Consider the following 21049-nt stretch of genomic DNA (forward strand, 5'->3'; position numbering starts at 1 on the left):
GTATGCTGTCAATAGATAAACTACCAATTGGTAATTAAAAAACTGTTCGATTTCACTGAGGAAAGCGACTTCGTATGACCGACAACACTACGCCTGCCGCAACTGCTGAAACCTTACCGTACAAGAATCCTGATTTGCCCGCTGGTGAGCGAATCGCCGACTTGCTCTCTCGTATGACACTTGAAGAGAAGGTCGGCCAGATGATGCAGCTTGACGCCCGCGGCGGCGATCTTGAGGATCTCATCGTGAATAAGCATGTCGGATCCATTCTGCATACCAGCCCCGAGGATTTATCTCGTGCCGCCAAGACCGTCAATGAGAAGACGCGTCTGGGCATCCCGTTGATTATCGGAGATGACTGCATCCATGGATACTCCTTCTGGCCGGGCGCCACTATTTTCCCGTCCCAGCTCGGCATGGCTGTCAGCTGGGATCCGGACAAGGTCAAGGCCGCCGGCCGTGCTACCGCCGAGGAGGTCTCTTGTACCGGTGTACATTGGACGTTTTCTCCTGTGTTGTGCATCGCCCGAGATACCCGTTGGGGGCGTGTGGATGAGACTTTCGGCGAAGACCCGATGTTGATCGGCGAACTCGCCTCCGCCATGGTCAAGGGCTATCAAGGCGGTGCCAAGGCCGGTGAGGAACTGCCAAAGAACGCAATCCTGGCCTGCGCCAAACATTTCGCCGGCTATTCCGAAACCCAAGGTGGCCGCGACGCCTCCGAAGCGGACCTCTCCCACCGCAAGCTCGAATCCTGGTTCCTGCCGCCGTTCGAGCGCGTGGCCAAAGAAGGTTGCGGTACGTTCATGCTGGGTTACGAGTCCATTGAAGGCGTGCCGGTCACATTCAACAAATGGTTGCTGACCGACAAGCTGCGCGGCGCATGGAAGTACAACGGCACGCTGATCACCGATTGGGACAACGTCGGCCGTTCGGTATGGGAGCAGCACGTCAAACCCGATTACGTGCACGCCGCGGCAGACGCGGTCAAGGCCGGCAACGACCTGGTCATGACCACCCCACAGTTCTACGAGGGTGCCATTGAGGCCGTGAAGACCGGCCTTCTAGACGAATCGCTGATCGACGACGCCGTTTCGCGCATCCTGGCCCTGAAATTCCGCCTCGGCTTGTTCGAAGACCCGCGTCTGCCGGACGCCGAACGTATCAAGGCGGTCATCGGTTCGGCCGAACACCAGCAAATCAACCTGGAACTCGTCCGCGAATCCGTCGCACTGCTGCGCAACGACGGTGCTTTGCCGTTTGCCGCAAACAAGGTCAAGCGCATCGCCGTGGTAGGTCCGCTCGCCGACGACGCCCAGAACCAGCTCGGCGACTGGACCGGCAACTCCGGTCAGGTTTCCTGGATGCCGGATGGCCAGCCTCGAGACATGATTACCACCGTGCTCGACGGCCTGACCCAGCTCACCGCCGACGATTGCGAAGTGGTCTACTCGCGCGGCGCGAACGTCATCGACCTCGTGCCTGACCCCGCAGGCGAGTTCTACCCGGACGGCCAGCCTCGCCCGAAAATCGGCGTTTCCGCCGCCGTCGATCAAGCAATGATCGACGAAGCCGTGGCCAACGCTCGCCAGTCCGATCTGATCGTGGCCGTGGTCGGCGACGTGGTCCAGCTGGTCGGCGAAACCTGCTCCACCGCCACGCTCGAACTGCTCGGTGGCCAGAACGCCCTGCTCGACGCGCTCGCCGCCGTCTCGCGCGAAACCGGCAAGCCGATGGTCACCGTGCTCATCAGCTCCAAGCCGCAGGTGTTGCCCGCCTCCATCGTGGGGGAGTACGGCGTGTTCGCCAAGCGCGTCAGCGACCCTGAAACCGGCACCGGCTCCATCCTGTGGGCGCCGAACCCGGGCATGCGCGGCGGTCAGGCCATCGCCGAAATAATCCTGGGCCTGACCAGCCCGTCGGGCCGACTGCCGATCACCTTCCCGCGCCACGCGGGCCAGCTGCCGGTCTACTACAACCAGATTCGCGGCCAGCACGGCGACCGGTACGCCGACCTCACCCAGGATCCGGCGTTCGCGTTCGGCGAAGGCCTGAGCTACACGACGTTCGCATACGGCGAACCGACCATTACGGGCGGCGCAAGCAACGCCGACGGCACATTCGCCGAAACCGACACCGTACGTGCCGAAATCACCCTCACCAACACCGGCGAGCGCGCCGGCGTGGAGATCGTGCAGGCCTACATCGGCGACATCGTGACCTCCTACAGCTGGACCGACCGCGAATTGAAGGCGTTCCAGCGCGTCGCACTGGAACCCGGCGAGACCAAGACCGTCACCTTCGAGATCCCGGTGGCGAACTGCACGATCGTGGACCCGGACGCCAACCGCATCGTCGAGCCCGGCGAATTCGAACTGCTCATCGGCCACTCCTCGCGCCGTGAGGACCTGAAGCGCACCACGTTCACCGTGGCGTGAGTGAGTCTGACAATCGCCGGATAATAACAAAGTGGGATGAGGCTCGATGTCCCATCCCACTTGTTGGCTTGTTGTACTGTTGCGATGTTGCTGGTCAGCGTCAGTCGGACGTTTCAGTCGGACGTGGTGATGTGCTCCACATCCCAGCGCACGCCGAGCACTTCGGGCGCGCAACTGGCGTTCGAGCCCTATCAGCGCGCCCAATGCCGTGCCGAGCACAATGCGTACGGTGCAGTCGAGAATGATGGCCAGAGAAAACGTGGTGAACATGAGGATTCACCTCCTGAAAAGTAGACGTCAGGAACTTCCCGCACACCCTACAGCGCCAGCCCGCCTCCCGCAACTACGTCGCCGCGTTCGGGTGGTTCGGGCTCCGTGCGGTGAGTGGGCCGCGGCCGTATGATGGAAGCGCGGGTGGTCCGGGATTGGTCCGGGACTGTTGGATGCGGCGGGAGGTGTCATGGTTCCTATCGAGCACGTGTACGACCAGATTCGCGCGTTTGCCGCTGATGCCGGCGCTCGCAAGGTCGTGCTGTTCGGTTCTCGCGCAAAGGGTGTGAACCGGCCTAAAAGCGATATCGATCTTGCCGTGGCCGGTTGCCCCGATTTCAATCGCTTGGAGCAGAACCTTCAGGACAATCTGTGGTCACTGCTTAAAGTTGATGTCATTAATCTGGATGAGCCGATTTCTTCATCGCTGAGGGCGGAGATTGAGCGTAGCGGAAAGGTATTGTATGAAAAAATATGAGAATTACGTTTCCGCACTGAAGTCGCTGCGCAAGGCTCCCGAACAGGATCTCAGCAATGATTTCATCCAGAGCGGCATCATTGACAAGTTCGAGTTGCAGTTTGAGCTTGGTTGGAAACTGTTCAAGGCGCTGCTGGCTTATGAGGGAGACCCTGTTTCCGCTTCCGGTTCTCCGCGAGATGTGCTCAAAACCGCTTTCCAATATTACGATTTCATGGACGAATCGTTGTGGCTGCGTATGCTGCGCGATCGCAATGATTCTGCTCATATCTACGATGAGGAACGCGCCCGGCGTCTTGTAGATGCCATCATCGTTGATTACATCCCCGAATTTGAGCGTGTGAATCAGGGGTTGGTCGTTCGTTACGGCGAAGCATTGAACGATTAGCGCGGGTGACATTAATGGCACTGGGCACGCTGGGCATTGGCGAACAAATCAATGGGGTGAACCTCGGCAACTGGCTGGTACTGGAAAAGTGGATGAAGCCGGGGATTTTTGCCGCCAGCGGCGAAGCGGACGAGATCTGGCTGCATCGGGCTACGGAGTCTGCTGAGTTGGAGGCTCTGCTGACGCGGCATCGCGACACGTATATCACTGAAGCTGATTTTCGGAACATTGCCGCGCATGGCTGCAATCTGGTGCGTATTCCTGTGCCGTATTTTATCTTCGGGGATGTGTCCGGTCATCCGGGCTGCATCGAGTACTTGGACAGGGCGTTCGACTGGGCCGAGCGTACCGGTCTCAAGATTCTTATCGACCTGCACACGGTGCCCGGCTCACAGAATGGATTCGACAACGGCGGCCTCACCGGCGTGGTGCGCTGGCATCATAGCCCGCGAGCGGTCGCCTATGCGCTGGATGTGCTGGTCCGTCTGGCTCGCCGGTATCGCGACCACGCGGCGCTGTTCGGTATCGAAGTGCTGAATGAGCCGATTGACTGGCTGACGTATGCCATGTCACCATCGAGCAGGCAGGCGAAAGACCGGTCCGAAGCGCGAGGAAGCGGGCCTATTCCGATGGCGTTCCTCAAGCGTTTCTACCGCGAGACATACCACCGGTTGCGCCCGATTCTGGCAGGGAATCAAGTCATCGTGTTCCATGACGGCTTCCGACTGGGCCGTTGGCGGGACTGGTTCGTGCGCGAGGGCATGCGGGGCGTCATGCTCGATACGCATGTCTATCTGGTCATGGCCGAGCAATTCCCGCTGTTCCGTCTGATCCCGGATCGGTGGCTGATGGGCTGGTATCGCTTGTTCGTGCGCTGGAACGAACGCCGCATCCGCCGGGCCGCGCGCTATACGCCGGTGATTGTAGGGGAGTGGTGCGTGGCTAATGGTCTGGTAAATCGGGTGGTCGATAAGCGTACAGGCGATGGTGGCCGCTCCAAGGAAAACGCCATGCACAGTGCATCTATCAGAGGCTCTATTTACCGCGAGGTCGCCGCCATGCAACGCAAGGCATGGAACGTGTCCGCCGGGCAAATCTATTGGAGCTACCAATTACGTGGTAATCGTGATTTCTTGCCTACCATCGACCCGCAATCCGACACGTCACGCCTCGACCCTTGGGATTTCACTCACGTCTGGCACGCTGGTTGGATGGTGTAATGAGAACGAAATCGCTCTCTGGTGGCATGATTCGAGCCAATTGTGTAAGGTAGAGAATGAGCTTCGTGACCCGGCCTATCCTTTGCGGCGGGGTGGGTTGCGGGTTCGAGATGAGAAGTCAGCCGCCGCTGGCACTTGATTCGTCCGCGCGGACGAATACCGCGAAAGCAGGGTGCCTAGCCCAGTGGCTGGGTGATATGGTTGGGCCAACCGAAGCCACTACCGATTCCACTTCGAAAGTAGTGGATGATAGTCATGCAGAAGACTGTAAAACATGGCTTTTCATCTCAGGAGGGACATCTGGCTCAGATGTCCCTCCCTTATTTTTCGGCAAAGGGGGAGCCGTGAATATAACGAAGACAAAGGAGTATGCATTGGCGCAAGCCCATGCTGCGGCTCTCCTGTATCATGAGCGACTTGAAGGCCGTTCAATAAAAAATCACTGTGAAGATGATCTGACTCTTGCCATTGTTTGGGACTCGGGAAATTTCGCTCATCTATGTGGCTTGGATTATTATCTGGATGATTCCAAGCGATGTCGTCTTCCTCCTAGAAAGCTCTATGAGGATTTGCTTAGGGGACGCAGAATCTCACCTAAGCGAGTGAGTCCTCTGGGGCGCCGATCATGACCGTGGGGCCTCCCTGAATGCGGGCCTGAATCTGGAAATGCCGCCGAGCTACACCGACGACCAGATTGTCTACGCCGTCCGCGACGGCCTAATCATCCCCGCCCAGCTCGATCGTATGGCTCAGGGCATGATTGACTTGGTAAACAAGACCCGCGCTGCAATGAGCATCGATAATTACCGTTTCGATGTGGACGCCCACGATGAAGTCGCCCATCAGGCCGCTATTGAATCCATTGTGATGCTCAAGAACGATGATGCGATTCTGCCGCTGAACGCCGGTCCAGTCGCCAATCCGTCCGCCACGCCCCAGAAGATCGCCGTTATCGGCGAATTCGCCCGCACCCCGCGCTACCAGGGCGGCGGCTCCTCCCACATCACCCCCACCAAGATGACCAGCTTCCTCGACACGCTCGCCGAGCGCGGCATCAAGGCCGACTTCGCCCCCGGCTTCACACTCGATCTGGAACCGGCCGACCCGGCCCTCGAATCCGAGGCCGTGGAAACCGCCAAGAACGCCGACGTTGTCCTCATGTTCCTAGGCCTGCCGGAAGCCGCGGAATCCGAAGGCTTCGACCGCGACGCCCTCGACATGCCCGCCAAGCAGATCGCCCTGCTCGAACAGGTCGCCGCCGCGAACCAGAACGTCGTGGTCGTGCTGTCCAACGGCTCCGTCGTCTCCGTGGCCCCGTGGGCCAAGAACGCCAAGGGCATTCTCGAATCCTGTCTGCTCGGCCAGGCCGGCGGCCCTGCGCTCGCCGATGTGATCTTCGGCTAGGTCAGCCCGTCCGGCAAGCTCGCCCAGTCGATTCCGCTGGACATCAGCGATGACCCGAGCACGCTGAACTGGCCGGGCGAGGAAGGCCACGTCGACTACGGCGAGGGCGTGTTCGTCGGCTATCGCTACTACGACACCTACGGCAAGGTTGTGGACTACCCGTTCGGCTACGGCCTGAGCTACGCCACATTCGAGATCGATGACGTCGCCGCCGCCAAGACCGGCGCGAACACCGCCACCGTGACCGCCACCGTGACCAACACCTCCGATGTGGATGCCGCCGAAACCGTGCAGGTGTACGTGGCTCCGGGCAAGGCCGACGTGGCCCGCCCGAAGCACGAGCTCAAGGGCTTCACCAAGGTGTTCCTCAAGGCCGGCGAATCCAAGACCGTGACCATCGACCTCGACGAGCGCGCGTTCGCCTACTGGTCCGAAAAATACAACGACTGGCACGTGGAGGCCGGCGAATATGCCATCGAAGTGGGCGTGAGCTCCCGCGACATTGCCGACACCGTTGCCGTGGCCCTCGATGGCGACGGCAAGACCCAGCCGCTCACCGAATGGTCCACCTACGGCGAGTGGGAGGCCGATCCGTTCGGCGCCAAGATCGTGGCCGCCGTGGCCGCCGCCGGCGAGGCCGGCGAGCTGACGAAGCTGCCCGACAACGCCATGATGCGCATGTTCCTCAACCCCATGCCGATCAACTCGCTGCCCACCCTGCTGGGCGAAGGCGGCAAGAAGATCGCCCAGTTCATGGTTGACGAGTACGCCAAGCTCGCGAAGTAAGGGCTGAAGCGAGGCAATCGCACGGCGTAATACAGCTGGCTTCCCTCTCCTGAGGGGAGCCAGCTTTGTTTAGGCTCAACAGTTGTTTGGAGATACTACAACACGCCGATTGTTGTATGTGCAACTGTTGTATATAGGTCTCTTTATCATGAATTGTTGCGTATACAACAATGTGGGGTGAAGGTACAAACGCACACGGCCCCCGCATGGTACGGAGGACAATGGATCAGCATATTCTCAGCATCGAAATGCGCGCGGTAACCAAAGCCGTCGACCGCTATTTGGGCGAGAGCATGCCGCAAACCGCCAGGGAAACCACCGGCGGCAACGCGCATATCATCATGTTCTTGGCGCGTAACCGCGGCCGTGAGATATACCAGCACACCATCGAACAGAAATTCTGCATCACCCGGTCCACCGCCTCGCGTGTGCTGGCCCTGATGGAGAAGAAGGGCCTGATCGCCCGTGAATCGGTGGAGCATGACGCGCGCTGCAAGCGCATCGTCCTGACCGACAAGGCGGACGCGATCGTCGCCGATCTCAAGGCGAACGGCGATCGGGTCGAACGGTTGCTGGTCGGCGGCTTCTCCGATGGAGAGAAGGCCGCTCTGCGCGACTACGTCGCACGCATGCGTGCGAACATCGAGCGCGCACAACGCGAATTTGAACATCAAACACTCCCTCAGTCACCTGTGGTGATGGCTCCCGATCAAGACGGAGCAGAGGTTGCTAACACGAAGGAGGAGAACGAATGAGCGATACCGCAGAGGCAATCGCGCAGGCGCGCAAAGCCGTCGAACCGGACAAGCCCAAACATGTACTGCGCACGTTGGGCCAGTCGATTCGTGAATACAAGAAAGCCAGCATCCTGGCTCCGGTGTTCGTGACGGTCGAAGGCATCCTGGAGATCCTGATCCCGACCATCATGGCTTCGCTGATCGATGAGGGTATCACCGGTGGCAGCATGCCGGCCACCGTCAAGTTCGGCGTGATTCTGCTGGTGTGCTCGATGGTTTCGCTGGGTGCCGGCTTCCTGTCCGGAAAGTACGCGGCCGTGGCCGGCGCGGGCTTCGCCAAGAACCTGCGCAAGGACCAGTTCGAGAAGGTGCAGGGCTTCAGCTTCACCAATATTGACCGGTTCTCCACCGGTTCGATCGTGACCCGACTGACCACCGACGTGACGAACCTGCAGAACGCCTACATGATGATCATTCGTCTGGGCGTGCGTGCCCCGATTATGGTGGTCGTATCCTGGCTGTTCTCGTTCCGTATCTCCCCGTCGATTTCCATGGTGTTCCTGGCCTGCATCCCGATTCTGGCCATCGGCCTGTGCGGTCTGGCCGTGCTCGTGCATCCGGTGTTCGAGCGCGTGTTTCACACCTACGATGCGTTGAACAACGTGGTCGACGAGAACCTGCAGGGCATCCGCGTGGTCAAGTCCTATAACCGCGAATCCTTCGAGGTCTCCAAGTTCGGCCGCATCTCCCAGCGCATCTTCAAGGACTTCACCAAGGCTGAGCGCATCATGAGCTTCAACAGCCCGCTGATGATGATCTGCATCTACGGTTCGATGATCCTCATCGCATGGATGGGCGCGCAGCAGATCGTCGCCTCCGGCAACAACCCCGCCGTGGGCCTGACCACCGGCGACCTGACCGCACTGGTCACCTACGCCATGCAGATCCTTATGGCCATGATGATGCTGTCCATGATCTTCGTCATGGTGATTATTTCTCAGGCTTCTGCCGAGCGTATCTGCCAGGTGCTGCAGGAGGAAAGCACGGTGCAGAACCCGGCACAGCCGGTGACTGACATGGCCGACGGCTCCATCGAATTCGACCATGTCACCTTCCGCTACTCCGACAGTTCCGAAAAGCCCGTGCTTGACGACATCAACCTGAAGATCCGCTCCGGCATGACCGTCGGCATTGTCGGCGGTACTGGTTCGGCAAAGTCGTCTCTGGTACAGCTCGTGCCGCGACTGTACGACGTGAGCTCCGGTTCGCTGAAGGTCGGCGGCGTGGATGTACGCGACTACGATCTCGAGGCGCTGCGCGATCAGGTGGCCATGGTGTTGCAGAAGAACGTGCTGTTCTCCGGCACTATTGCCGAAAACCTCAGGTGGGGCAACCCGAACGCCACCGATGAAGAGATTCGCCATGCCGCGCAGCTCGCGCAGGCCGATGGATTCGTTCAGGAATTCCCCGATAAGTACGACACGTACATCGAGCAGGGCGGTACCAATGTGTCCGGCGGACAGCGCCAGCGCCTGTGCATCGCCCGTGCGCTGCTGAAGAAGCCGAAGATTCTGATTCTCGACGATTCGACCAGCGCCGTCGATACCAAGACGGACAAGCTGATCCGTTCCGCGTTCCACAACGAGATTCCGGACACCACGAAGATCATCATCGCCCAGCGCGTGGCCTCCGTGCAGGAATCCGACATGATTCTGGTGATGGATTCCGGCCGCATCATGGCGTCCGGCACACACGACGAACTGCTCGTCACCTGCGATGAATACCGTTCCATCTACGAATCCCAGACCAAGAACCAGGCCCAGCCCGAAGAACTGGCTGCTGCCGAACAGGCTGCTGAGTCATCTACCGCTGAGCCGTCCGAAACCGTGACGGTGACAGTGCCCATGCCCACGGCCGATACCAGCGCAGCTGATACCAATGCAGCCGATACCAAGGAAGGAGAAGCACGATGAGCAACGACCAGAGTTTCAAGAACCGCAAGCCCGCCATGGGCAAAGCCGAGCCTGGCACCATCAAGCGCATCTTCAGCTACATCTTCCAGTACAAGTGGCGTGTCATCGCCATCGTGGTGTGCATCTTGGTCGGTGCCGCCGCGCAGGCCGGTTCCGCGCTGTTCCTCCAGTCGCTCATCGACACGTACATCCTGCCGATGGTGGGGGAGTCGAACTCCGACTGGGCCCCGCTGCTGCGGGCCATCAGCCTGATGGCGGGCCTGTATGTGGCCGGCATCGTGGCGTCCTGGCTGTGGCAGTGGCTGATCGTCACCGTCGAGCAGGGCACGCTCAAGAAGATTCGTGACGACATGTTCGCCCACCAGCAGAAGCTGCCGATCCGCTACTTCGACAGCCACGAGCACGGCGACATCATGAGCCACTACACCAACGACACCGATACGCTGCGCCAGGCCATCTCGCAGTCGTTCCCGCAGATGTTCTCCTCGATTATCTCCGCGGTCGCGGCGCTGCTGTCCATGCTGTGGCTGTCCATTCCATTCACCGCGTTCGTAATCGTGTTCACCGTTCTGCTCTACTTCATCGTGCGCAAGATCGTGAGCCGCTCCGGCCGCTACTTTGTCAAGCAGCAGCAGTGGATCGGCGACGTGAACGCCTTCGTGGAGGAATCCGTCAACGGCCAGAAGGTCATCAAGGTCTTCAACCATGAAGACGCCACCCAGAAGACCTTCGACGAGAAGAACGAGGAACTCTTCGAGGCGTCCGCCGAAGCGAACACCTGGGGCAACGTCACCATGCCGGTCGTCGGCAACATGGGCTACCTGCTCTACATCCTGCTTGCCATCGTCGGCGCCGCCGTCTCGCTGGCCGGCGTCAACGACATCGGTCTGACCGGCGTCAAGCCGCTCACCCTCGGCACGCTCGTCTCCCTGCTGACCCTGTCCCGCTCGTTCATCAACCCGATCGGTCAGGTCTCTCAGCAGCTGACCATGGTGATGATGGCGCTCGCCGGTGCCTCCCGTATCTTCAAGCTGATGGATGAGCCCATCGAGGAAGACAAGGGCACCGTGACGCTCGTGAACGTGGAACTTGGCGAGGATGGCCGCACCATGACCGAAGTCGACCACGAGACCGGCCACTGGGCATGGAAGCGCGAGGTCGGCGACGACGGTACGAGGTCTCTGAAGGCCGCAGAAAAGCTCAAGGGCTCGGCCCGCGAGGTGGCGATGAAGGCCAAGGAGCAGGCGATCACCTCGCCCGACGGCCGACTGACCCTGCTGCGCGGCGACGTGCGCTTCACCAACGTAACCTTCGGCTACAACCCGGACAAGCCGGTGCTGCACGACATCACCTGGTTCGCCAAGCCCGGCCAGAAGATCGCGCTCGTCGGCGCCACCGGTGCCGGCAAGACCACCGTGACCAACCTCATCAACCGGTTCTACGACATTCAGGAAGGCCAGATTCTGTATGATGGTATCTCCGTGGCCGGCATCAAGAAGCCTGACCTGCGCAGGTCTTTGGGCATCGTGCTGCAGGACGTGAACCTGTTCACCGGCACCGTGATGGACAACATCCGTTACGGCCGCCTGAACGCCACCGATGAGGAATGCATCGAGGCCGCGCGTCTGGTCAATGCGGACAGCTTCATCCGCATGCTGCCCGGGGGATACAACACGGTGCTCGAAGGCGACGGTTCCGGCCTGTCCCAGGGCCAGCGCCAGCTGATCTCCATCGCTCGCGCGGCGGTGGCCGATCCGCCTGCGCTGATCCTTGACGAGGCCACGTCCTCGATTGATACGCGTACTGAAGAGGTTGTGCAAGCTGGTATGGATAACCTGATGAAGGGCCGTACGGTCTTCGTCATCGCCCACCGCCTGTCCACCGTGCGCAATTCCGATGTGATCATGGTGCTCGACCACGGCAACATCATCGAGCGTGGTTCGCATGACGAGCTGATCGCGCAAAAGGGCGAGTACTACCAGCTGTACACCGGTGCAGTGGAACTGGAGTAGCCGGTACGCCTGCAAAAACCGCACCTCGATTATCGGGTTGAAGCAATTCTCATCCGGTGGTTGAGGTGCGGTTTTCTATGTTGAGAGCCGTGTGTTAGCGCAGGATTACGAATATTGGCGGTGAAAAGGGTACATTTGAATTGTTGTTTTGACGATGTATCGGCCGCAAGGAGGGGACTATGGCGTTCGTGACGTTGAAGGATGTCGCTCAACGTGCCGGTGTGTCGGCTGCTGCCGTCTCCCAAATACTTCACAATAAAGGCCGCTTTTCTAGCGATACGCGACAGTTGGTGCTGAATACTGTTGAGGAAATGGGGTATGTGCCCGATCAACGTGCTCGCTCCATGCGCTCGTCGGATACTAAGACTGTTGGTTTGCTGGTTCCTGATTTGCGCAATCCGTATTTCGCCGATTTGGTCTCGTCAATGGAGGATGAGTTGTATGCCCGGGGCTATTCCACGCTGATTGGTACTTCAGCAGAAACAGTGGAACGCCAGGATGCGTTTATTGACAATCTGCTCGGGCAGCGTATTGATGGTGCGATCGTGGTGCCGCAAGGTGTCAATTCGCCTGGTATGCAGTCGCTTATCGCGCGCGAGCTACCACTGGTGTTCGTGGATCGTTTGGTATCGGGAGTAAATTCGGTGCCATTCGTAGTGTCCGACCCATACCCAGGTGTTTGCGAGGCGGTTGCCGAACTTGTGCGCTTAGGGCATCGTCACATTGGATTTGTGTCACACTCGTCACTGGGCTCGTCCAATATAAATGAGCGTGAAGCGGCATTCCGTTCTGCTGTGGCACAGGTGACGCAGTTGGGGGAGGGAACTGCGGCGGTTGTCGACTGTGATTCTACATATGTTTCGCGCGAAGCAGGACTAAATGAACTTGTAAGAGCAGGTGTTACGGCGATTATTTGCGCTTACTCGCCTGACATGATCACGATGATTGGTTTGCTGCATGACCGCGGCATTGATATTGGTAGTGAAATGTCAGTGATTTCATTCGATGACATTGCCGTATTCCGTCTGCTGACTCCGCAAGTCGCGATTATTTCGCAGCAAGCTGAGGATATGGGTCGCCAGGGCGTGGATATGTTGCTCGACATGATTATAAATAATGATTGCAGTCGTGGTGAATCGCGCTATGTCCCGTCATCGTTTGTACTGCGTGATTCGGTTGGGGCTCCTATGTGGCGTGTTCCCTGATATTGCAGCGTTTATCAGGTGCATGAAGGCTGGGTTTATGCGCTGAACAGTGCTGACGTGCCGACATCGTTGACAACATTGGTAAAAGGTTATATCATAATTTTCATTAGTTGATTAAACGTTTTATCAATGGCGATGATCAACGATGATCGGTTTGGAGGAAACTCACAGAGGAGGTGAGCGGGCAATGTGCATATCGATTCAGCAAGACGCGCTGACAGCCGAACTGTACGTCAGCGTTCGCGACGCTGTGGGTTTCTACCATTACGACCGCGAAGACGCGCGTATGGCGCTGGATGGTGGGCTGTATTCCGTGGTTGCCTACGTTGATGGTCAAGTGGCCGGAATTGGTCGTGTGGTCGGCGATGGACGTATCGCATTCTTCATCAAAGATCTCGTGGTATTACCGCAAACTTGATATAGAAAATCCGATTATCCGCATAAATACAGCATTTAAGGGCTGTTCATCACTTGAAAAAATAAGTGTTTTACCACGAATTTACCATAATTGAATATGAGTCTTGATATGACGAAATATAAAGGGAGATTGCACGTATAATAAAACCGCGTATCTCCCTTTAACAAACTATCTAAAGTTTTCTACATTTATAACTCTGGAAAAACAATCGCACAAATTCATGTTGTGAGTGACCATGATTATAGTAATGCCCTTTTCATTTAATTCTTTCAAAAGTTTCATCACTATCAATTCGTTCTCTTTATCAAGTCCAGAAGTTGGTTCATCAGCTAATATAATCTGACTTCCTTGCAAAATCAATTTAATAATTGCAATTCGCTGTTGCTCTCCACCGCTTAACTGATATACTTTTTTGTTAAGCATGTCACTTAGCTCAAATTGCTTTAAATACTTATTGATTAGTTTCAGTTTTTCTTCTTTTTTTACTTTTTTATATTCAAGAGCTAATTTTAAATTCCACAACACGCTTTCATCTTCTATTAGTCCATAATTTTGAAATAGATAGCCTATTGTATATCTTCTCAAAATCATAGCATTTTTACCGTTCATGGACAAATTTTTATGACTATCAATAGTGATTGTTCCCTCGGATATATCAGTAATCAATCCTATTATATTTAAAAGTGTCGTTTTACCTGCCCCGCTTTTCCCTACAAGCCCCACAAATTCGCCTTTTTCTATTTCTAAAGATAAATTTTCAAATAGAACCTGATTTTTCCCATATTCTTTTTTGACGTTCTTTAATGTAATCAATGACATACTTATGCCCCCTTTTCAATCTCATATAAAGCGTTTGAGATATAAATTCTATAAAGCAATTCGCAGAATATGTAGTCAATAAGTATAATCGCAAAAAGGCAAGCAAAATAATAATTTATAGCAGTTAATACGCCTGATATAATTATTTCGATTCCCCAAAAAATATACCGATTTTTCAGTGTCCTAAAATGAGAGAATCCTAAAATCTCTTTTGCCGCATATCTCTTTCGATTTACAAAAATGTCCACATAATTTGAAATATACAAAATAAACAGTAAAGACACTATAAAGACAATCGTAAACATAGTGAGTGTTTTAAGAACGAATGTCACATTTTCAAGTTGCATTAAATAAGGTGTAAGTAATGTTCCAGCTGTAACTAATTGCTCTAAATCATATTCTGATAACAAAGAAGAAAAATCTTCTCTTGACTCCATTTGAAAAAATAAACACCTTGTATTTAAAGAATCCAAATAGTAAAGTCCTGCAAAATTGCCCGTATCAACAATGATAACAGGATTAGCCATATCCGAAAAACCATTTTCTGTATTGACTTTTATCGTAGAATCATCGTCTATATAAACAACATTAAATTTATCAATAGTTTTTTCTTCTCCCGGTATTCCATAAAATTGATTGTAATTCATCAATCGGAAATATTCTTGCTTAATATATTCGCTAATAGAATTTTCATCATTCTTATATTTATGTGGAACTAATACTGTTGGTTCACTAAATATATCTTCTCCCAATGGTTTTCCACTGAGCTGGATATTTGAAAATTCATTCAGATAATTTCTATTTGCAATAACAAGCTGTTGTTCATAATAGGGGCGTGATGTCTGCAAACCACCGTCTGTCCTAAAATCACATAGTAGTGAATGGTTATGATTATACATCTCTAATGTTTGTTCAGAATATTTTTCTAATATGTCTGTGTTTGCTAACGCATAATCATACTCCGATGAATTAAAACCATTAGCGGTATAATATCCGTCCAGATACTTATAATCTAAAACAGCTTGTTGGCTTTGTCTAAATGAGTTCCCCTGATTCAGCAATGAAATAATAGTGATAGCGATTATTACCGAAAAAATTATTTTTATAGCCTGAACTACAATATTTGTGCCGCTATTTAAAGTCTTATTTTTTATCATTGCCTCTAAAGAAACAAACTTAATTAAAATACTTGTAATTAAAACACAAAGTATATTTATAGCTAAAACACCAATAAAGAACAGTACACTTGTTGCTAAATAAGAAAAATCATATCTGTTTGTTAATGCGTAATATAAATTTAGCAAGAACAGTAATACTAAACATATTACAGCAAAATATTTTATTACACTGGTAATTTGCTCCTTTAAAATATGTATAGTAGAAAAGCCCATGCTTTTTTTAATACCTATTTTTTTCAAACTATAAGACGTATAAATACAGTATATGATTTGAAGTACAATAAATAAGATTACAAAATTCAGAAGATTCAATTCTAATACCATACTATACGGAATAGCGTCATTTTCAAAGTTATTTATTGCGACGGACAGTTGAGAAGCTATCTCTTTAATTGCGTTAGCTGGTAAATCTGTATAGAATACACCAACACTATCTAAAAAATCTTCCTTTTGCAATTCATGATATTGAAACAAAATAGAGGAAGATATAGGCTGTTTTTGTGTAAACTCATTTAATGGATAGCAATATAAATCATAAACAGATTTATCTGTGGAAGTGAGCGTATTGTTAATGAGTTCTAATTTATTTTGAGAATATTCTTCTGTAAATATTGTATAAAATTTGTCGAGAATTTCTGGCGATGTTTCTTCTAAAACATACCCTTTTAAATTCTCAGTAGCAATGTTATTCTTTTCATAAATGTTGTAAATAGAAGTATTAAAAATATATGCAAAGAGTATGACTTCAAGGAAAATAAAAATCTTTAAAAATTTTTTCATAACATACGCCCCTTTCTTTGAAGAAATGTATAAAATAGGGCGGGACAAATAGCCCCGCCCTAGGTGTTTGAACTATTTTACTTAATATGGATAATAATCATAATAAGATGTTTCGTTCGCCCACCAAACTCTCTTTGCATCTTTGTAAGCGTAGTTTGACTTGAATCCACTGGTATATGTATCTCCGCCGACCTTTACAGTTGCCTTTACCATGTAGTTGCGACTAATACCTGCTTTACGCCCAATTTCGGAATATACAATGGTGTCTGTTTGCCCTCCATTGTAGTACAAATCTCCACCCGCTACATCAATAGCCCACGCTGTAAGTGGAGCGCCGACAACCATAACTGCTGCTACAAGACCAACTACTTTCGTTCTCAACTTCTTTGCTCTCATTCGATAAACCTCCTTTCTCTTTTTTACTTTTTGATAGTTTTATGTCACGTACTGTTTTTACTAACCTCAACATAACATATATTTCATTAAATGTCAAGTTATTTTTGTTTCTATTTTATATATGACCTCTTTGTTGCTATCATATTTTGTGCATAATGCACAAAATCAAAGTGCCAATATTAGTGCTTTCCACGATTGTACTTTTACAATGAAAAGACGAAGTACCTGTGATAAATTCATTGCTCTAAAATTATTAGAGAAACTATACAATATAGCTATCCTTTTTTCTCTTGTCTGCCATAAACAGAAAAGAAAAAGCCCTGTCAAGAGCCTGCCACTTCTTTAGAAGTGGTGCTTGCACTCTTGATCTGGGCTTTTTGTTTGCTGTATCTTTTTGCAAGAGGAAAAAGGCTACTCGTCCCCGTTGTCAAAATGGCTGTCCTTTAAGACTTCCCGCAACAGCTCCATATCTTCTTTTGAGTTGGGATTTATCCTCTTTACAACCTGATAAGGTGTACCGTACTTGTGTCCGTCTGTGCTTTCCCCGAACATATCCATGCTGTATAAATCATCATAACGGTCTAATACTTTCTGAAATTTCAAGTGCTGGATAAATGTTTTGATAGGGTAAAGGTCGGACGCTTGTATGTCCTCTCCCTTGATATAGTCTGTGATGTATTTCCGCAACTGCTCCAACTCATACTCTAGCCATTCTTCTTCACTGTCAAAGAAGTTATCATAGTGTCCGTGTTTCAGTTCTGCATTTAGGCGTTCTTCCGTCCGTAAAAACTTGCATACCTCTTTTTCCGCCTGTTGGACAAACTTCCATTCTCCCGACAACAATTCATTCGGTGTTACTTCCAGTACGTCCATTATCTTTTCCAGCGTGTCAAAGGTGGGATAGTTTACCCCTCGTTCAATCTTAGAAAGGCTCTGCATATTGATACCGATGGCGTCCGCAAGCTCCTGCTGTTTCATTTTCCTGTGTTTTCTTATGGTCTGTATGTTCTCCCCTAAAAAATTTATTTTCTTTGTGTCATGCTCCATAACTTCTTATATCTTTTCCTTTCCCGGCTTTTTCGTTCCTTTATAAGCCTATCATACTTATTATAGCCGAAAAAGTCAAGAAAAAGTTCTTGACAAGTAATTCTAACGGCGTTATTATCATGGAGGATATAGTGATTAAGCACAATGAGGTCAATCACACGCTTGAGTAGGCATAGAAAAGAGTTATTTTCGCTTTGATAGCATGAATAGGCATGGACTATCCGACCGAAAACGGTGTTTCTTCCTGTGCCTGCCCCGTTTAGCCACGAGCCTCCCAAAGGCTCGTGAGCGTTAAGAACGGGGCTGGTGCAGGAAGAAAAGGAACGCCGTAGGCGTTCCGTACAGGGCGTATATGTAACACCGCCCTGCGCATACATGTCATAGTACCTAGAAACTGTGATAAATAAAGGACAAAACACGATTTTTACCCCGCAAAAAAACGGGGAGTACGAAAGGAGTAATGCACTATCGCAACACATGAAAATTTATCCGTCAAGATTGATTACATCAGCATTGTCTTTGATACGGCAACGGCAGAAGATGTGATACGGCACATTTTATGCTTGCCGACCGATATTTTTAATGTCTATCCTGCAACGGTCAAATTTAAGACGTATCAGGCGCGTTGGGAAATCGGAGATATTTATGTATCGGGCGACGCAAAAAAGACAGAGGACAACCCACAAGGGCTGGGCTGTTATCTCGTGATGACAGGCAGGGGGTGTGATGATATTTTCCGTATCCTCGATAACAACGGCTTGACCTTTGGGGATATGTTCGGACGCTGTGAAAGGAGATATGGGGCTGGAAACTACCATTTCACAAGGCTGGACGTTGCCATTGACGACAGGAACGAAACGCCGTTCTTTACCATAGAGCAGATAAAGAAGAAATGTGAAAAAGAGGAATTTATCGCCAACAGTGAGGGCTACCATTTTGACGAGAGCAAGTTTGATGATTTTGACACCGCAAAGACCGTCTATATCGGGGCTGGAAAATCGGGGCTTTCCTACCGCTTTTATGACAAGGACAAGGAAGTGTGCGGCAAATACAACAGGACGCTTGATGAAGTCGGGAGTTGGAAACGGACGGAAATGCAACTGCGTGATGAAAAGGCTCATGCCTTTGCTATGGCATTTCAGGCAAGACCGCTGGAGATTGGGGAACTGGCTTTCGGACTGCTGGCGGACAACCTGCGTTTTGTCGTAGCAAACAGGAATGAGAGCAACAAGAGCAGGTGGAAAACGTGCCGTTTCTGGCAACGCTTTTTAGGGGCTGTGGAACTTTTAAAACTCCATGTACCCACACCGCATAATTCCCTTGAAGAAACGCAACAGTGGCTTACAGAGGGTGGTGTCATATCCGCTGTCAAAGGCTTTTACTTCCTCGAATCCCATGACGCTTTAGGTGGGCTGGAACGTGTCGGGGATATGGTAGATAAGGCAAGGTACAGCACTTCCCTTTCCAGCAAGCTGACCGCCCATTTACAGCGGATAGACAGGACAGAATTGATACCCTACGTCCAGTATGACACAAAGAACAGGTAGGGGGGTGGCATGATGAACGAAAAGATTGATATTCCTGTATGGGAAAAATACACCCTTACCATTGAGGAAGCGTCAAGATACTTCACAATCGGACAGAACAAGCTACGCCGATTGGTAGAAGAAAACCGACACGGCGACTGGTATGTGATGAACGGCAACCGTATCTTGATTAAGAAAAAACAGTTTGAGAAATTTATGGATAAAACAGACGCAATCTAATGCAAAAGAGCCTTGTATGTGATATTATTTCAGTAAGTCATATCAAGGCTCTTTCTTACGAAAGGAGCAGATAAGAAATGTCGGAAAAAAGACGGGACAGTAAAGGTCGCCTCTTAAAGACAGGAGAGAGCCAGCGAGCAGACGGAAGATACTTATACAAATATGTGGACAAGGCAGGAAAGACAAGGTATGCCTATTCATGGAAACTTGTGCCGACAGACCTCGTACCTAAAGGCAAGAGGGACGGGAAATCCCTAAGGGAATTAGAAACGGAGATACAAAGGGATTTACAGGACGGTATCGACACAACAGGCGGAAAAATGACGCTGTGCCAGCTATACGCCAAACAGAACGCCCAGAGAGCCAACGTAAAGGAAAGCACAAGACAGGGCAGGAAAAAGCTCATGCGGACATTAGAGGGCGATATACTGGGGGCTAGGAGCATTGACAGCATACGCCTTTCAGACGCTAAGGAATGGGCGTTACGCATGAAAGACAAGGGCTATGCTTATCAGACCATAAGCAATTATAAACGCTCGTTAAATGCGTCATTCCGCATTGCCATAGCGGACGACCTCGTGAGGAAGAACCCCTTTGATTTCAAGCTGAATGAGGTCATAGAGGACGACAGGACACCACGGCAGGCATTGACCGAGGAACAGGAAGAAAGGCTCTTGTCCTTTGCCAGCAGGGACAGGGTATATAAAAAGTATTATGACGCAATCGTAATACTGTTAAAGACAGGGCTTCGTATCTCGGAACTGTGCGGACTGACAAGGCAGGATATAGACTTTGAAAACGGCGTTATCCATGTAGACCACCAGCTATTATCCAGCAAGGAAACGGGCTATTATATCGAAACACCAAAGACAAAAAGCGGTGTGCGTGATGTTCCCATGAGTGAGGAAGTGAAACAGGCATTTGAGCGTGTCATGGCAAACAAGGCAAAGGCAGAGCCGACAGAGATAGACGGGTACAGTGGTTTCCTCTTTCTGAACGGGAAAGGCTTTCCTATGACGAATGCCTATTATACTTCTACTTTCGCTAATCTGAGAAAGAAATATAACAAGAGCCATGAGGACAGCTTACCAAAGATAACGCCCCATATCCTGCGTCATACGTTCTGTACCAGACTTGCGAACAGGAACATGAACCCTAAGAGTTTACAGTATATCATGGGACACGCAAACATCAGTATCACGCTGAACCTGTACGCCCATGCGTCCATAGAGAACGTCAAGGCAGAATTAAGAAGCATGATAGCTTAAAGTTTTACCACGATATTTACCACGATTGACCGTGAGAAAACGTGATGAAACGTAGCTGTTTGGAAGTATCAGCCGAAAAGAGAAATGCCCGTAAAGCTGATAAAATAAGGCTTTGCGGACATTTAAGAAGATATGAAAAGATAATCAAAAATTTATATTAAGTTTTAAGGAATACCAAGGGGATGGAGTCGGTACGGCGGTGCTGCGCGCACTTATCACACGCATTCGAGAACACTGCTGCAACCATGCGTACATTGGCCTGATGGCAACACCTGGCAAGGAATCGTTCTACGAAGAGCATGGGTTCCTGCGCCGGCCGGCACCGGGTTATGGCAGCGGATTAGTCCAATTCGTTGATCCCGTTCCGCTCAGCGCAGCTGAATCCACCGCCACAAGCGGAATCAAGTAATCGGCTCGCCGAGCACTACGCATAACACGTATATCAACACACCACGAAAGGAACCGA

The 21049-nt window shown here is 51.6% G+C and carries 17 protein-coding genes and 1 pseudogene; 14 read left to right on the forward strand and 4 right to left on the reverse strand.

The features are described 5' to 3' along the window. Positions 1-74 precede the first annotated feature (74 nt). The 10 genes and pseudogenes from AB5287_RS01055 (at position 75) to AB5287_RS01100 (ending at position 13329) form a co-directional block, all read left to right on the forward strand. Positions 75-2438, forward strand: a complete 2364-nt coding sequence (locus AB5287_RS01055; RefSeq protein ID WP_368220392.1) for a glycoside hydrolase family 3 N-terminal domain-containing protein — start codon at positions 75-77, stop codon at positions 2436-2438. A gap of 460 nt (positions 2439-2898) precedes the next feature. Then, the gene (locus tag AB5287_RS01060) at positions 2899-3186 is read left to right on the forward strand and encodes a nucleotidyltransferase family protein (protein ID WP_014485422.1); all 288 of its coding nucleotides are present in this window, start codon (positions 2899-2901) and stop codon (positions 3184-3186) included. After that, a complete protein-coding gene (locus AB5287_RS01065) occupies positions 3173-3574 on the forward strand; it encodes a nucleotidyltransferase substrate binding protein (RefSeq protein WP_003830196.1) in 402 nt (133 codons plus the stop codon). Before AB5287_RS01060 ends, AB5287_RS01065 begins: the two co-directional genes overlap by 14 nt. A 14-nt stretch (positions 3575-3588) precedes the next feature. Then, positions 3589-4794: a glycoside hydrolase family 5 protein gene (locus AB5287_RS01070; RefSeq protein ID WP_368220395.1), complete on the forward strand. Its 1206-nt coding sequence runs from the start codon at positions 3589-3591 to the stop codon at positions 4792-4794. Between the two features lie 594 nt (positions 4795-5388). Continuing rightward, positions 5389-6984 (forward strand): annotated as a pseudogene (locus AB5287_RS01075) (glycoside hydrolase family 3 C-terminal domain-containing protein); the annotation flags it as partial. A gap of 221 nt (positions 6985-7205) precedes the next feature. After that, on the forward strand, positions 7206-7739 hold the full coding sequence (locus AB5287_RS01080; RefSeq protein WP_007055872.1) for a MarR family winged helix-turn-helix transcriptional regulator: 534 nt from the start codon (positions 7206-7208) through the stop codon (positions 7737-7739). Continuing rightward, positions 7736-9694 carry an ABC transporter ATP-binding protein gene (locus AB5287_RS01085; protein WP_007058868.1) on the forward strand — a complete coding sequence of 653 codons (1959 nt, stop codon included), beginning with the start codon at positions 7736-7738 and terminating at the stop codon, positions 9692-9694. Before AB5287_RS01080 ends, AB5287_RS01085 begins: the two co-directional genes overlap by 4 nt. Then, entirely contained in the window at positions 9691-11706 is a 2016-nt protein-coding gene (locus AB5287_RS01090) for an ABC transporter ATP-binding protein (RefSeq protein ID WP_131237367.1), read from the forward strand. The genes AB5287_RS01085 and AB5287_RS01090 overlap by 4 nt, the downstream gene beginning before the upstream one ends. 179 nt (positions 11707-11885) lie before the next feature. Then, entirely contained in the window at positions 11886-12911 is a 1026-nt protein-coding gene (locus AB5287_RS01095; protein ID WP_007052498.1) for a substrate-binding domain-containing protein, read from the forward strand. Positions 12912-13098: 187 nt separating this feature from the next. Then, positions 13099-13329, forward strand: a complete 231-nt coding sequence (locus AB5287_RS01100) for a hypothetical protein (RefSeq protein WP_347047017.1) — start codon at positions 13099-13101, stop codon at positions 13327-13329. 168 nt (positions 13330-13497) lie between these two features. Here the strand turns inward: AB5287_RS01100 and AB5287_RS01105 are convergent, their stop codons facing one another. From AB5287_RS01105 to AB5287_RS01120, 4 genes are all read right to left on the reverse strand, one after another. Then, positions 13498-14148 carry an ATP-binding cassette domain-containing protein gene (locus tag AB5287_RS01105; protein ID WP_009243732.1) on the reverse strand — a complete coding sequence of 217 codons (651 nt, stop codon included), beginning with the start codon at positions 14146-14148 and terminating at the stop codon, positions 13498-13500. A 2-nt stretch (positions 14149-14150) separates the two neighbouring features. Next, the gene (locus AB5287_RS01110; RefSeq protein ID WP_101629281.1) at positions 14151-16106 is read right to left on the reverse strand and encodes a hypothetical protein; all 1956 of its coding nucleotides are present in this window, start codon (positions 16104-16106) and stop codon (positions 14151-14153) included. 81 nt (positions 16107-16187) lie between these two features. After that, entirely contained in the window at positions 16188-16502 is a 315-nt protein-coding gene (locus AB5287_RS01115; protein ID WP_009243730.1) for a hypothetical protein, read from the reverse strand. A 411-nt stretch (positions 16503-16913) separates the two neighbouring features. Beyond that, complete coding sequence (locus tag AB5287_RS01120) at positions 16914-17549, reverse strand: helix-turn-helix domain-containing protein (protein ID WP_101629280.1); 636 nt, start codon at positions 17547-17549, stop codon at positions 16914-16916. A gap of 497 nt (positions 17550-18046) precedes the next feature. Between AB5287_RS01120 and AB5287_RS01125 the strand changes: the two genes are divergently transcribed. The 4 genes from AB5287_RS01125 to AB5287_RS01140 all read left to right on the forward strand — a co-directional run bounded on the left by AB5287_RS01125 (position 18047) and on the right by AB5287_RS01140 (position 20992). Then, complete coding sequence (locus AB5287_RS01125) at positions 18047-19096, forward strand: replication initiation factor domain-containing protein (protein WP_257963366.1); 1050 nt, start codon at positions 18047-18049, stop codon at positions 19094-19096. A 12-nt stretch (positions 19097-19108) separates the two neighbouring features. Further along, positions 19109-19315: an excisionase gene (locus AB5287_RS01130; RefSeq protein WP_101629282.1), complete on the forward strand. Its 207-nt coding sequence runs from the start codon at positions 19109-19111 to the stop codon at positions 19313-19315. A 77-nt stretch (positions 19316-19392) separates the two neighbouring features. Beyond that, positions 19393-20583, forward strand: coding sequence for a site-specific integrase (locus tag AB5287_RS01135; RefSeq protein WP_101629279.1), 1191 nt, complete (start codon positions 19393-19395; stop codon positions 20581-20583). 154 nt (positions 20584-20737) lie between these two features. Next, the gene (locus tag AB5287_RS01140; protein ID WP_368220501.1) at positions 20738-20992 is read left to right on the forward strand and encodes a GNAT family N-acetyltransferase; all 255 of its coding nucleotides are present in this window, start codon (positions 20738-20740) and stop codon (positions 20990-20992) included. The last annotated feature ends 57 nt before the right edge of the window (positions 20993-21049 follow it).

Source organism: Bifidobacterium sp. RTP21102st3_E2_RTP21102_210122 (assembly GCF_040916945.1).
Lineage (GTDB): Bacteria > Actinomycetota > Actinomycetes > Actinomycetales > Bifidobacteriaceae > Bifidobacterium > Bifidobacterium longum.